This is a genomic window from Niabella drilacis (assembly GCF_900101395.1).
GTDB classification, from domain to species: domain Bacteria; phylum Bacteroidota; class Bacteroidia; order Chitinophagales; family Chitinophagaceae; genus Niabella; species Niabella drilacis.
In genome coordinates, this window is sequence record NZ_FMZO01000005.1 from 215,137 (window position 1) to 229,309 (window position 14,173).

10 protein-coding genes are annotated in these 14,173 nt (G+C 49.0%); all 10 read left to right on the forward strand.

Going from position 1 to position 14,173, the window contains the following annotated elements; translation table 11 throughout:
• The first annotated feature begins 13 nt into the window (after positions 1–13).
• The 10 genes from BLS44_RS11180 to BLS44_RS11225 all read left to right on the forward strand — a co-directional run bounded on the left by BLS44_RS11180 (position 14) and on the right by BLS44_RS11225 (position 14,028).
• Positions 14–1,237 carry a DUF5000 domain-containing lipoprotein gene (locus tag BLS44_RS11180; protein WP_176954388.1) on the forward strand — a complete coding sequence of 408 codons (1,224 nt, stop codon included), beginning with the start codon at positions 14–16 and terminating at the stop codon, positions 1,235–1,237.
• 19 nt (positions 1,238–1,256) lie between these two features.
• A complete protein-coding gene (locus BLS44_RS11185; protein ID WP_090390146.1) occupies positions 1,257–1,985 on the forward strand; it encodes a DUF4998 domain-containing protein in 729 nt (242 codons plus the stop codon).
• An 826-nt stretch (positions 1,986–2,811) separates the two neighbouring features.
• The gene (locus BLS44_RS11195; protein ID WP_245729184.1) at positions 2,812–3,396 is read left to right on the forward strand and encodes an RNA polymerase sigma-70 factor; all 585 of its coding nucleotides are present in this window, start codon (positions 2,812–2,814) and stop codon (positions 3,394–3,396) included.
• A 64-nt stretch (positions 3,397–3,460) separates the two neighbouring features.
• Positions 3,461–4,504: a FecR family protein gene (locus tag BLS44_RS11200; RefSeq protein WP_090390148.1), complete on the forward strand. Its 1,044-nt coding sequence runs from the start codon at positions 3,461–3,463 to the stop codon at positions 4,502–4,504.
• Between the two features lie 196 nt (positions 4,505–4,700).
• Entirely contained in the window at positions 4,701–8,057 is a 3,357-nt protein-coding gene (locus tag BLS44_RS11205) for a SusC/RagA family TonB-linked outer membrane protein (RefSeq protein WP_218127735.1), read from the forward strand.
• A gap of 29 nt (positions 8,058–8,086) precedes the next feature.
• On the forward strand, positions 8,087–10,003 hold the full coding sequence (locus BLS44_RS11210) for a RagB/SusD family nutrient uptake outer membrane protein (protein WP_090390149.1): 1,917 nt from the start codon (positions 8,087–8,089) through the stop codon (positions 10,001–10,003).
• Positions 10,004–10,032: 29 nt separating this feature from the next.
• The gene (locus tag BLS44_RS11215; RefSeq protein WP_090390150.1) at positions 10,033–11,217 is read left to right on the forward strand and encodes a DUF5000 domain-containing lipoprotein; all 1,185 of its coding nucleotides are present in this window, start codon (positions 10,033–10,035) and stop codon (positions 11,215–11,217) included.
• Positions 11,218–11,253: 36 nt separating this feature from the next.
• Positions 11,254–12,393 carry a DUF4998 domain-containing protein gene (locus tag BLS44_RS11220; RefSeq protein ID WP_176954389.1) on the forward strand — a complete coding sequence of 380 codons (1,140 nt, stop codon included), beginning with the start codon at positions 11,254–11,256 and terminating at the stop codon, positions 12,391–12,393.
• Positions 12,394–12,447: 54 nt separating this feature from the next.
• Positions 12,448–12,585, forward strand: coding sequence for a hypothetical protein (locus BLS44_RS26520; protein WP_176954390.1), 138 nt, complete (start codon positions 12,448–12,450; stop codon positions 12,583–12,585).
• 141 nt (positions 12,586–12,726) lie between these two features.
• Positions 12,727–14,028, forward strand: coding sequence for an alpha-L-fucosidase (locus tag BLS44_RS11225; RefSeq protein WP_090390310.1), 1,302 nt, complete (start codon positions 12,727–12,729; stop codon positions 14,026–14,028).
• Positions 14,029–14,173: the final 145 nt, after the last annotated feature.

Here is a 14,173-nt window from a genome sequence, read left to right on the forward strand (position 1 = left end):
GAAACAAGTGATTATGTACAGTATACATTTTTGGAGCAGGAGCGTTTTGTCCAAAATTACAGCGTGTGCCCTGCTTGCTGTTTTGACCACAGCATGTAAACGCGAGGAAGTGGGGCAACCCCGCACTGATAGCCAGCCACCATCTGCCATTACCAGTACCAAAGTAACGGCCACTCCCGGTGGAGCAGTGATCAGCTATAGCCTTCCTAATGAAACCGATATTTCCTATGTACTTTGTGAGTACACCGGTGACGACGGTGAAAAAAAAGTAACCCGTTCCTCCGTGTATCAAAACTCGATTAAAGTAGAAGGGTTGGGGAAAGTGGCGCCGGTTGACTACTCATTGTACCTGGTAGACCACAGTGAAAACCGTTCGCAACCCTTTTCCGGCTCCTTTGTGCCCCTGGAACCTGCATTACAAACGGTTTTTAGAACCGTTAAAATAACCCCCGACTTTAGTGGGGTGCTCGTTAACTGGACCAACGAAACCCAGGAGCTATTGGGCTTTTTCCTGTACGCGGTGAACGACCAGGGAAAATGGGAAGAGCAAGGACTTTCCTTTTCCAGCAGGGATGAAGATGTACGGGCATTAAGAGGGTACGACACCACCAGACGTCAGTTTGGGGTACGGATCCTGGACCGTTTTGGACATACCACCGATACACTGGTGGAAGCCGCATCGCCGCTGTTTGAAAAACAATTGGATAAAAAGAAGTTTACAGACGGCTATCTGGCCGGGGATAATAATACCAGCCATAATACCCGCCCACTTTCCAATGTATGGGACGGCAGCACCAGCGTCATCTGGCATACCGTGCCCACAGCGGGCTTTGTAATGCCGGAAACCTTTACCATCGACCTGGGTGTTAGCGCCCTGCTAAGCCGGATGGTACTTTGGAACCGGTTGGATTATTCTTACAGCCAGCACAACCCCCGTTTCTTTGAAGTATGGGGCAGCAATACACTCAGCCACGGCCATACCGATAAATATTGGGAAACCGATGACTGGAAAAATGAATGGACCCTGTTGGGTGATTTTGAAGAAGTAAAACCCTCTGGCGGACCGGGCATTACCAATGAAGATAAAGCAGCAGAAGCCGCAGGTTTTGAGTTCTTATTTAAACCAGGCGCCGGAAAAATGCGCTACCTCCGGTTTGTAATTAAAGAAACCTGGCAAAAGACCGCAGCAATCCACTTTGCGGAGCTTTCCATATTCGGGGATGATTCTGTACACTAATTAAAATTATACAACTATTATGAAGTTATATAGGAATGTATTTGCGGAGCAAAAGAATCGGGGTAAAGTATGGGCCGCGATCGCAACGGCGCTCGTTATTTCCGGTGTTTTTGCATCTTGTAATAAAAGCATGTTTGATGTAAGCGAGGAATTTTATTACCGGCCCGAAGGAGTCTATCTTGGTGTTGCCGACTCCCTTAGTGTGGCTCCGGGCTATCACCGGGCGGAGTTTACCTGGCAGGTAAAAGCAGACCCCCGTATTACCCAAACGGTGATTTACTGGAACAACCGGCAGGATTCCGTTCTGTTGGATGTTAACCGCCCGGTTACTGAACGGATTTCCGTTAGCTACGTTATGGATAATTTAGATGAAGGCGATTATATTTTTGAATTTATGACCAAGGATGCCACGGGGCTTCGCTCACTGCCGCGCCAGATATCCGTGTCGGTATTGGGTGATAGCTACATCGGTAACCTGCGCAATAGGACCATAGCCTCCATTGCTAAGCAATCCAACGGGGATATGCGCGTTAACTGGAACGACATTGCCAGTCGCGCCATTGTTTATACAACCGTAAAATACCAGTTGGGCGGAGTTGCGCAAGCCGTTCGGGTGGCAAATGCCGATACCCAAACCACATTGCAGGGGCTTCAGTCGGGAACAAGCATACAGGTAGCCACGGCTTATTTGCCCGCCGGATCTATCGATACGCTGACTGCCATAGCTCAGTCTTATACATTGCCTTAGTGGGGAGGACGGTGGTGCAGCAGCACTGAGAACCCCATGTCGGGTACGATATGAAACGCGGAGATATTTACAGTCTCCGCGTTTTTTTATGGAGATCATTGCCGGTACTACAATGGGCCCGGAAGACGACAATGGAAAGTACAATGCAGGCAGATCCTGAAACAAGAGCAACCCCTGAACTAAATTCAGGGTGACCGGAAGCGTATTTTGTCATCGCCTCTCATCGATTTTGCTATACAAATCAAAAACTCAGCCTGATATTGTCCGGCACAACCCAATAACGCCTTTTGATACAGTCTGGGAATGATCCGCCTGCCCGTTCCCGGTTTTATCAAACTGTTAACGATCTGTTATGCCGGAAATAAAAGAATAAGGAGCCAGCCGGTCTTTTACAGGAGATTTCAGGGCGCTGCAGCCTGCGGATCCGGCCGCAATGGGTGGAGCTGCCACTATCATGGAGGGCCGTACCCGGAGGCTGCCACGGAGTTGGGAACTTTTTTTTGGAAACAAAAAAAAAGTTCCCAAAAAGAAGTTCCCAAAATATCCGGTTCGCTTCCTGCCTCAAAAGGATCATTGGCTTCCTGTTATGCCGGGGTGCAAAAATAGCATCAGGAATGATCAATTTACCATAGGCCGGGAGCGGATGAAATAAATAGTTTTACCGTGTTATAATAAGCCGGCATCAAAATTATTTCTTTTCTCGGTCAGTGAGGACACTGACCGTGGCGTGGGCCATGGTTTGTGTCCTCACAAACCACTAGTAATTACGCATTTTAATAAAATTGATTCCGGTTCATTATGAATGCAAGCCGTATAAAGAAATAGTATGACTGCGGAGGAAATCAAAACGCTTACAAATGCCATGGCCGAACAGAATGATCTTTCGGCCTTCGACCGGCTTTACCGGTATTACCTGCCGGGCCTGGTATCCTTTGCCAATTCAGTGGTCAGGGACCGCCACCGGTCAGAAGAGGTAGTGGGCGATGTTTTTGTGAAGATCTGGGAGAACCGGAAAACGCTCACGGCCATCCGGAACTTTTCCCAGTATATCTATATTGCAACCCGCCACCAGGCGTTGAACTATGTCAAAAGCCGTAAGAACATCAGCTTTGAAGACCTGGGAGAGCCCGCGGCCCTGTCATTTAAAACACCGGAAGGCAGCATGATCACGGCAGAGAACCTTCAGGCGATCGCCCGGGTCATCAATGAACTGCCGCCCCGCTGCCGCCTGGTATTCCGGCTCATCAAAGAAGAAGGATTAAAATACCAGGACGTGGCTGGCTTACTGGACCTGTCAGTTAAAACGGTCGAGAACCAGATGACCATTGCCATGAAGCGGATCGTGGAATTGCTAGAAAAATCCCTGCCCGAGTACGCTTCGTACTATGCGCAAAAAAAAATGCAAAAATAATCTCCCGGATTTGGGGGGATCCCGGAAAAATCTTGTCTATATAACAGAATAACATCTACGTGACATGGCAGCGAGCAGGTTGATTGAACTACTGGCAAAAAAGAAATCGGGCGAACTGTCATTGCCGGAGCTGAAAACATTGAAGGAACTGCTGGCCGGGGACCCGGAAGCGGAGTTGCTGGCGTCACTGGTGGATGATGTATTCCGCCAGCCGCTTGAGTACGAAGATCCGTACCCGGTGCCCGAGATCGAATCCTCACTGCAGCGACTGCATAGGCAACTGCAGCAGCAGGAGCCGGTCAGGAAAAAGAAAGCTATCTTCCGGTTAAACAGGATGGCTGCTGCAGCGGCCTGCCTGCTGCTCCTGGGCGGCCTGGGCGGGTACTTTTTGTATAGAAAGGGAGGCCCATCGCTCAAACAAAATGTGGTAGCAACCAAGAAGGGATCAAAATCCTATATCCTGCTCCCGGATGGCACACAGGTATGGCTGAATGCAGAGAGTAAGGTATCTTATGACGAAGATTTCGGGAAGGTAAACCGGGAGATCGTTCTGACGGGTGAAGCTTATTTTGATGTGGTGAAGGACAAAAGCCGGCCGTTTATCATCCATACGGAAACGATCGATGTAAAAGTGCTGGGCACGGCATTTAATGTGCGGGCGTATAAGAATGACAGCAATACAGAAACAACCCTGATCCGGGGATCGGTGGAGATCAGTATGCGGAAGGACCCCGCCCGTAAGTTCTTACTGAAACCATTTGAAAAGATCACGGTGCGCAATTCCGAAGAAGGGAAGGAAACCACCCGGACCAATACTGCTTTGTATACGGTCAATAAAATAAAACCCGTTAGTGACAGCTCCGGGTCGGTGGAAACAGAATGGGTGAAGAACCGCCTCGTATTTGACAATGAACGGCTGGATGCGATTGCTATGGAACTGTCGCGCTGGTTTGATGTGGAAATAAAGATCACCGATGATCATTTAAAAGATATGGAATACAGTGGCGCCGTAGGCAATGCCAGCCTGGAGCAGGTGCTGGAATCGCTGAAACTGACGGGTGCTTTTAATTATACGATACATAACAGAACAGTAACCATAACCCCCTGATTTTTTTAATCTAAACGACCAACTATGTGAGTATCCCTAAAAAAACGGGAAATGCTGCAAACATTTCCCTGTGATCAACGAAAAAAAAGCTTTGCCAAGCGTTATTTATTCATTTAATCATTACGAAGATATGAAATTATTATTTCGTGTTTTAGAACGGCTAAAACATCGAACATCTGTTAAGTTATTCCTACTAATGAAGCTTTCTGTATTAATGATCCTGGTAACAGGGTTACAGTGTATTGCCGCAAACAGCAGCGGGCAGGAGAAAGTAAACCTGAGTCTTAAGAATGTGCCTATAGAACAGGCGCTCAGGAATATTGAGCAGCAAACAAAGTACAGCTTTTTTTATAAGAATGAATTGCTGTCGGGGCGCCGGGTACGGGCCGATCTGCAGGGCGTGACCATTGACCAGGCCCTGGAAGAATTGTTAAAAGGAAGCGGGCTCACGTACCAGAAAACAGGAGGACGCCTGATCTCGATCTTCCGGGAAACGGAACAGAAGGCTGCTTTTTCCTGGGTACTGAACGGAAAGATCCTTGATGTAAAAAGCCGGCCGATCGCCGGCGTATCGGTTTCCATCAAGGGCAAACCGCGCGGAACTTCTACCAATAACGACGGGGAATTTATGATCGAAATAGATTCGGACCGGGACTCACTGGTGGTGACTGCGGTGGGCTATAAACCGCAGACACTGCTTGCCGGAAGCAACCGCAACAGGATCATTATCCTGGAGGAGGATCTTGAGAAGCAAAAAATGGACGAGGTGGTGGTTACGGCTTTTGGTACCAGGCAGCGGAAAGAAGCTGTAGTTGGATCTGTGACCACTATTGATCCGCAACAGCTGAAAATTCCTTCCAGTAACCTCACAACGGCGTTTGCCGGTAATATTGCCGGTATGATCGCTTACCAGCGTTCCGGGGAGCCGGGGGCAGATAATGCCAGCTTTTTCATCAGGGGGGTAACTACCTTCGGGTATAAGGTGGATCCACTGGTACTGGTGGACAATATGGAGATCACGGTAACCGACCTGGCCCGCCTGAATGTGGATGAGATCGCTGCGTTTTCTATTATGAAGGACGCTACCGCTACTGCTTTATATGGTGCAAGGGGTGCCAACGGGGTCATATTGATCACGACGAAGACGGGGCAGGAGGGAAAGGCAAAGATCAATTTCAGGGTGGAAAGCAAAATGTCGGCCCCTACAAGGAATGTAGAGCTGGCCGACCCGGTTACCTATATGAAGCTGAATAACGAAGCAGTGATCACCCGTAACCCGCTGGGATTGGAACCCTTTTCGAAGGAAAAGATCGAAAAAACAGCAACGGCCGGTGCAGACCCTTATCTCTATCCCGCCGTTGACTGGCGCAGTGCATTACTGAAGGACAATACCTTGAATCACCGGCTCAATATGAGCATATCCGGTGGCGGAAAAGTAGCCCGGTATTTTATTGCCGGGAATATAGCGCAGGACAACGGGGTGCTGAAGGTTCCCAAAATGAATGATTTCAACAACAATATCCGGTTAACTACTTCTTCGCTCCGTATCAATGTAAATGTAAATGCCACCAAAACAACCGAACTGGTGGCTCGCCTCAGCGGTACTTTCGACGACTATACCGGTCCCCTGAGCGGAGGCGCAGATGTATATAATGATATCATGCATACGAGCCAGGTACTGTTTGCTCCCTATTACCCGGCCGGCTATAACGAGCGCTTCGTTCGTCATATTCTCTTTGGTAATGCCGGTGATGACGGGGCTTATGCGAACCCGTACGCAGATATGGTAAAGGGGTACAAGAACTATTCCCGCTCCAATATGTATGCACAGCTGGAGCTGAAGCAGCAATTGAGCGCTATCATACCGGGACTGTCTTTTAAGGCAATGATGAATACCACGCGTAACGCGTATTTTGATCTTACCCGGCAGTATAATCCTTTCTGGTACCAGGTAACCGGGAAGGACCCGGTAACCGGGGGGTACCAGTATGAACTTTTAAATGAAGAGAAAGGAACAGAGTACCTGGATTATAAGGAAGGCGGCAAAACACAGGGATCGTCATTTTACCTCGAAAGCTCGCTGGACTATAACCGCACATTTGCCCAAAAACATAATGTAAGCGCCCTGCTTATCTATATCATGCGTAATTCGCTGAACGGGAATGCCGGCTCACTAACCGCATCCCTGCCCTTCCGGAACCTGGGCGTTTCGGGCAGGGCCACCTATGGTTTTGACAAGCGTTATTACGTGGAGTTTAATTTCGGGTATAACGGTTCAGAGCGTTTTGACATGCATCATCGTTTTGGGTTCTTTCCATCTGCCGGGGCGGCCTGGGTAGTATCCAACGAACGTTTTTTTGAAGGATTAAAAGACAAGATCACCAACCTGAAAATAAGGGCTACTTATGGCCTGGTGGGTAACGATGCCATTGGGGACCCGGCAAACCGGTTCTTCTTCCTTTCCGAAATGAATATGACAGATGGAGGCCGGGGATACTCATTGGGCCAGGATTGGGCATATTCCAAACCCGGCATCAGTATTGTATCCTATCCCAATCCCAATATCACCTGGGAAGTAGCTGAAAAAAAGAACCTGGCGCTGGAACTGTCGCTTTTTGGAAAAATGAACCTGACGGCCGAGATCTATAAAGAGCATCGCCGTAATATCCTGATGGAGCGGAAGTCGATCCCCTCCACGATGGGGCTGGTAAAAAATATCTCAGCGAACGTAGGGGAAGCTACCGGGCAGGGAGTGGATCTTTCTATGGATTACAATGCAAGATTCTCCGGGAACTGGTGGGCCCAGGCGCGTGCCAATTTTACCTATGCTGCCAGCAAGTACCTGAACTATGAAGAACCGGATTATACGGAGCAATACCGTTCCCGGATCGGCTATAGCATCGGCCAGCAATTTGGGTATATAGCCGACCGGCTGTTTATTGATGATGAAGAGGTCCGCAACTCGCCTGCACAAAGCTTCGGGCAGTATGCCGGGGGCGATATTAAGTATCATGATGTAAATGGAGACGGAAGGATCACCGAGGCAGACCAGGTGCCCATCGGGTACCCCACCACACCGGAAATGGTGTATGGCTTTGGGGTGTCCACCGGCAACAAGACCCTCGATTTTTCCTTCTTTTTCCAGGGATCGGCCCGCTCTTCATTTTGGGTTGATCCAAAAGCTACGGCACCCTTCCAGGCCAATACCCAGCTGCTGAAAGTGTATGCGGATAATCACTGGAGCGAGGACAACCGGGATATCTATGCCATCTGGCCCCGGTTAAGCCCCAACCTGATCGAGAATAATACCCAGCAAAGTACCTGGTTTATGTACAACGGCGCTTTCCTGCGCTTAAAGCAGGTAGAGCTGGGATATACCGCTCCCACCAGGTATTTCAGGCGGTTGGGGGTATCCAGCTTCCGGTTGTATGCGGTGGTCTCCAACATTTATACCTGGAGCAACTTTAAGCTCTGGGATATAGAAATGGGCAGCAACGGGTTGGGATATCCCATACAGCGCAACTATAGCCTTGGCCTCAATATCAACTTCTAAGTTTTGTATCAAACACAATTGTATTGCAAATGAACATTCATAAAAAGATCGTAACAGGATGCCTGGCAGTGCTGCTGGCTACAGCTCCTTCCTGTGTAAAAAAATACCTCGATATCATCCCGGACAATATTGCCGACCTCGACAACGCATTTACCATGCGGGTTACGGCAGAACGCTTTTTGCTTACCTGTTATTCCTATATGCCCCCGGAGGCTAACGTCAATAGCAGCTACGGGCTGATGACGGCTGATGAGCTTTGGGCCGTGGATGTAGGGGCCGAAGCTTATAGCGGGAACTCCCTGAAAATTGCAAAGGGGTACCAGGGCATTGTAGAGCCCTACCTGAATTATTGGGATGGCGCGCAGGATGGTGTTCCGCTGTTCAGGGCCATCAGGGAATGCAATATTTTCCTGGAGAACATTGGCAGGGTACCCGACATGGATGACCTGGAGAAAGCAAGATGGGCCGGTGAAGTAAAGTTCTTAAAGGCCTACTATCATTTCCTCTTGCTGCGGATGTACGGCCCCATTCCCATCATCGATGTGAACCTGCCTATTTCAGCTTCTGTAGATGAGGTAAAAGTATACCAGCAGCCAGCGGACGATTGTTTTGATTATATCGTAAAACTAATGGACGAAGCGGCGGAGAGCCTTCCGGATGTGATCACCGAACTTACGCAGGAAAAAGGCCGTATTGATAAATGCGTGGCCAAATCCTTGAAAGCCTATGTACTGGTATACGCAGCAAGCCCTTTGTTTAACGGGAATGCGGATTATGCCGGCATGGTGAGCAAAGAAGGCAAAGGATTGTTCAGCCCCTCGTTCGACAAAAATAAATGGGTGAAAGCCGCCGCTGCCTGCCGCGATGCCGTACAGTTTTGCCAGGCAAACGGTTTTGTGCTGCACCGGTTCTTACCCTCGCCGGTACAAACATTTTCTGCCAGCCTGGTAAACCAGCTAAGCTTCCGGGAAGCGCTTACTGAACGGACCAACCAGGAAGCCATCTGGGTAAATAACAAAGCCGTTGTAGGCGGGGGGCGTAATGAGCAGCCGTTCTTTATTGCCCGGGGAGTTGTTGGCAGCAATACCGGGGGCACCACCGGTAACCTGGCAGTACCCTTAAAGCTGGCCGAAGCGTTCTACACCAGCAATGGCGTGCCCCTGGATGAGGACAAGACCCGTAACTACGGCGCCCGCTATAATTTACGTTTGGTGACGCCCGGGGAAAGTACCAACCTGATCAACGGGTACATGACCGCCGACCTGAATTTTGACCGGGAAGACCGGTTCTACAGCACCCTGGGTTTTGACGGGGGAAAGCTGTTTGGCCAGGGAAGGACGGCGGAGAACAACCAGTTCGATATTAATATGCGCTACGGGCAATCGGGGGGTATTTACCGGAACGATAACTATGTGTTAACGGGCTATTTCCCCAAAAAGCTGATCAATTACCAAACCATTCTCAATGCATCCAGCGCCACCGCACGCAACTATGCCTGGCCGGTAATGCGCCTGGCGAATCTTTACCTGCTTTGTGCCGAAGCAATCAATGAGGCCGAGGGACCTAATGATGAAGCTATTGCATTGCTGGACCTGGTAAGGGCGCGCAGCGGTGTAAAAGGCGTTAAGGAATGCTGGAACGGCTATTCCAGGTACCCGGGCAAATACCAGACACAGGAAGGGCTACGCGATATTATCCGGGGGGAACGGACCATTGAGCTAATGCTGGAAGGCCAGCGCACCTGGGATCTCCGTCGCTGGAAGACCGCAACTACAGAGCTGAATGCCCCTGTTATGGGGTGGAGTGTGTTTAAAAAAACAGAGGCAGAGTACTATGTTCCCACCCCGGTATTTGATCAGCATTTTCTGAATAAGAACTATTTCTGGCCCATAAAGGAAAATACGCTTGAGGTAAATCATAACCTGGTGCAAACTCCGGGCTGGTAATTTAATCAACTATTGAACAGACTATTATTATGAAAAAAATATACACATACGCCGTTTGGGGGCTTTTGCTGCTGGGTACCGGCTGCGCTAAAGAAGATGTGAAAGGTCCCCGGCAAAAAGGAGAAAAGCCGGCGCCGGTTACACAATACAAGGTGACCAGCCTGAGCGGGGCCGCCGAAATAAAATTCAGGATGCCCGTATCGGAAGACCTGCTTTATGTAAAAGCTACCTATAAATTGAATTCCGGTAAAACTTACGAGGCCAAATCTTCCCTGTATAAAGATTATCTCATCGTGGAGGGTTTTGACAGGGCTGGCGAATATGATGTAACGCTTAATGCAGTGGCAAAGGGAGAAGTGTATTCAGACCCTGTTACGGTAAAGGTAACGGTTTCGGAACCGCCCTATTTACTTACCAGGAACTCGCTGAACCTGGCCGAGACCTTTGGCGGGGTATATGTCAGCTTCCTGAATGCGGCGGAGGGCGACCTTTCCATCCGGCTCCTCGACAAGGATTCCACCGGGAAATGGAGGGAGAAGACCACTTACTACTCCAATGCCCGGAGCGCTTTCTTCTCGGCCAGGGGCTACAATACCGACCAGCGGGATTTTGGGGTATTTGTAAAAGATAAGTGGGGGAATACTTCAGACACGCTGGTTAAAAAGCTCACACCCGTATTTGAAGAATCCATCCCCAAAACCACCTGGAAGAAATTTGAACTGCCGGGCGATAACACCGCTCCGCATCCTACCTATACCCAATGGTATTTTGAACGGATGTGGGACAACAGCCTGGGCAGCGACAATATGTTCCATACCGCACCCTTACTGGCTGTATGGCCGGAAGTGTTTACGATTGACCTGGGTGTAAATGCAACCCTTAGCCGGATGAAACTATTCCAGCGGCAATCAAGTATCTACAATGCTAACAATGTAAAAACCTTTGAAGTATACGGTTCCAACAGCCCTGGCCTCGATGGGTCCTGGGATAGCTGGACAAAGCTGGGCAGCTACGAAGTGATCAAACCTTCCGGAAGCGCCCTGGGCACCAATTCCGCTGAAGACACACAGGTGGCAAAAGACGGGCATGATTTTGAGTTTCCCCCGATATACGGTGCTTTCCGTTATATCAGGTTCAGGGTGCTGAGTACCTGGGGCAATCAACAGTCAATGGCCATTGCCGAGTTAAGCTTTTGGGGAAAAATCGGGAATTAGTAATTATTCAGGACATAAGATAAAAATAGTATGAATATGAAAGGATGTTTTTGTACGCTTCTTGTTGGGCTTGCCGTTTTGTCCGGCTGCTCCAAGATGGATGCTACTTACAGCAAATTTCTTACAAACCCGGATATCCTTTATCCGGGAAGGGTCGATTCGATCAGGGTGTTCACCGGCAAGGAACGGATCAAAATAAACGCGCTGCTGAGCTCAGATCCGAAAGTGAACAGGTTAAGAGTATTCTGGAACAATAACAGGGACTCTTTTGAAACAGCCATAACGCCGGCAGAAATAGGAACAAGAAAAGAAATACTGATCCCCTCCGTTAAAGAAGGCGAATATACCTTCCGGGTGATTACCTATGATCATAACGGGGCGCCGTCTGTGCCGGCTGAGTTCTTTTCAAAAGTGTACGGTCCCGTTTTTGAGCAAAAGGTGATGAACCGGATGCTGTTAGGCGCCAGTAATTTTCAAACGGATACGGTCTTTGTACAATGGAGTGATGCCAATGCCTCTTATGCCGATACAAAAGTGAACGTAAGTTATACGGGAACCGATGGCCAGGCGCTTTCGGTTATTGTGCCCCGGGATTCGTTAAGAACTGCGCTTCCCGGATACAAGACAGGCACTTCCTTTACCTGCCAGACCACCATACGGCCGGATAGCAGTTGTATGGATGTATTTCAGACGGGCATGCAAACGCAGCAGGTGCTGCACTACCCGGATATCACAAAGACCGCTGGCTGGAGTGTAAAAGCCGTTTCGAGTGCAGATGCCGCACAAACCGCCTCAAAATGTATTGACGGATATTTTTCAGATGATACTAAGAAATCATACTGGGCCACCAATCCGGGTGCCGCGTATAACTACCCGCACTGGATCATTATTGATATGGGGCAGGAGACCCCGGTTGACGGTTTTTATTTTATACAGCGTACCGCCGGCTATACAGCGCAGCTGAAGGATGTGGAAATACTGACCAACAATACCGGTGATGATACCCAGCCATGGGTCTCGTTAGCTACGGCTGTTTTAAACAGGAGTGCAGACCGCCAGCCGGTATGGCTGGCCGGCAGGACCACGCTGCGTTATGTGAAATGCCTGTTTAAAAATGACTGGACAAACTCGAAAGCAGTATCATTGATAGAGCTGGGTGCAGTGCAGCGCTGGTGAGCAAAACAATGCGGACCGTTGTAAAGATAATACCGCAAATGGTTAAGAGCCTGTTTGAATTTTATTGATGGAATTTATTATGAAGCTATTTTGGAGCGAAACAAGGAAAATTTTGCAGGCATAGTAGGCCACTATGGCGAAAAATTTAACGCAGTTGCAGCCCAAAACAGCCATAATAAAGCCATTGAATGAATTTTAAACAGGCTCTAAAATAGGATCATAAATAAGTGCCCGGGTGCTAACAAAATCCGGCAGAAAAATAATAGCTTTATGGCTTTTGTATCCTGCAATATTGGTTGCAGGATACTGGCTTTTAAAAACAGGTATAATTATATGAAACGTTTTTTTTTAATGGGAATATTGGTTGCGGTAATCTTATCCGCCGCCGCACAAAAAGACTATGTTCCTGCAAAGGAAAATTTGGCCTACCGGCAGCAGTTCCAGGATAATAAGCTGGGGGTATTTATCCACTGGGGTATTTACAGTATGCTGGCTGATGGTGAGTGGGCCATGTTGCAAAAAAAGATCCCCTATGAAGAATACAGCAAACTGGCAGCCGGCTTTAACCCGTCGAAGTTTGATGCGGAAGCATGGGTGGCTGCGTTAAAGGCAGGCGGTGCAAAATATATCTGCATTACCTCCCGTCATCATGATGGATTCTCCATGTTTGGCACAAAGAGCTCCGGTTATAATATTGTAGACGCAACCCCCTTTAAGCGCGATGTATTAAAAGAGCTGGCAGCAGCCTGCCACAAACAGGGTATGAAGCTGCATTTCTATTATTCCCTGCTGGATTGGGGCCGGCCCGATTACAACCCCAAAGGCGGAAGCCTTGCAGCAAAATGGACCGGGCAGGGACAGCCGGATTATAACACCTATCATCAGTTTATGTTAAAGCAGCTGAGAGAGCTGCTGACCAACTATGGGGAGATCGGGGCGATCTGGTTCGACGGCGCCTGGGATAAGGGAAAAGTGTTTGACTGGAAATTTGATGAGCTCTACACCCTCATTCATTCCCTGCAGCCCGCTTGTCTCGTCATCAACAACCATCACTGGGCAGCACTGGCAGGCGAGGATGCACAGGCATTTGAGCGGGATCTGCCCGGGCAGAACACAGCGGGCTTTTCACATGGCGTGGAAGTTTCAGCGCTGCCGCTGGAAACCTGTGAAACCATGAACACTTCCTGGGGATATAAGATCACGGATAATAAATACAAATCAGAAAAAACGTTGATCCAGTACCTCGTAAAGGCTGCGGGAAACAATGCCAACCTGCTGATGAACGTGGGCCCCCGCCCGGACGGAACATTGCCGGAGATCGCAGTGCAGCGCTTTGAGGCCATGGGCAAATGGCTGCAGCAATATGGTGAAACCATTTATGGTACCAGGGGTGGGTTGGTAGCTGCGCAAAAATGGGGCGTTACCACGCAAAAAAATAACCGCCTGTTTGTGCATATTCTCGATCTGCAGGACACGAAATTGCTTCTTCCGCTGACCGGCAAGAAGATCCGGTCTGCGCGGGTGTTCATCGATAAAAAGCCGGTAAAATTTGTTCAGCAGAAAGATGGTGTTTTGTTATTGCTGGAAAAGCAACCGGATGAAACAGATTATGTAGTGGAGCTGGTATTGAGATAGCAGGCAGCACCAGGCTGGCAGCTTTTAGCGAGCTGCCCCGTTGCGGTAAAATAGGGCGTTTGTGCCCGCCAGGTCCGGGCGGATAAAAACAACCGTCATGCATAAATGGTAGGCTCCCTGCATCAACCCCGGGTTGATTTTTAAA

Bases quoted from the DNA above. Each gene is read 5' to 3' on its own strand.
- BLS44_RS11180 (WP_176954388.1), top strand. From the start codon at position 14: ATGTACAGTATACATTTTTGGAGCAGGAGCGTTTTGTCCAAAATTACA.
- BLS44_RS11225 (WP_090390310.1), top strand. From the start codon at position 12,727: ATGAAACGTTTTTTTTTAATGGGAATATTGGTTGCGGTAATCTTATCC.
- BLS44_RS11195 (WP_245729184.1), top strand. From the start codon at position 2,812: ATGACTGCGGAGGAAATCAAAACGCTTACAAATGCCATGGCCGAACAG.
- BLS44_RS11215 (WP_090390150.1), top strand. From the start codon at position 10,033: ATGAAAAAAATATACACATACGCCGTTTGGGGGCTTTTGCTGCTGGGT.
- BLS44_RS11210 (WP_090390149.1), top strand. From the start codon at position 8,087: ATGAACATTCATAAAAAGATCGTAACAGGATGCCTGGCAGTGCTGCTG.
- BLS44_RS11220 (WP_176954389.1), top strand. From the start codon at position 11,254: ATGAAAGGATGTTTTTGTACGCTTCTTGTTGGGCTTGCCGTTTTGTCC.
- BLS44_RS11200 (WP_090390148.1), top strand. From the start codon at position 3,461: ATGGCAGCGAGCAGGTTGATTGAACTACTGGCAAAAAAGAAATCGGGC.
- BLS44_RS11205 (WP_218127735.1), top strand. From the start codon at position 4,701: ATGAAGCTTTCTGTATTAATGATCCTGGTAACAGGGTTACAGTGTATT.
- BLS44_RS11185 (WP_090390146.1), top strand. From the start codon at position 1,257: ATGAAGTTATATAGGAATGTATTTGCGGAGCAAAAGAATCGGGGTAAA.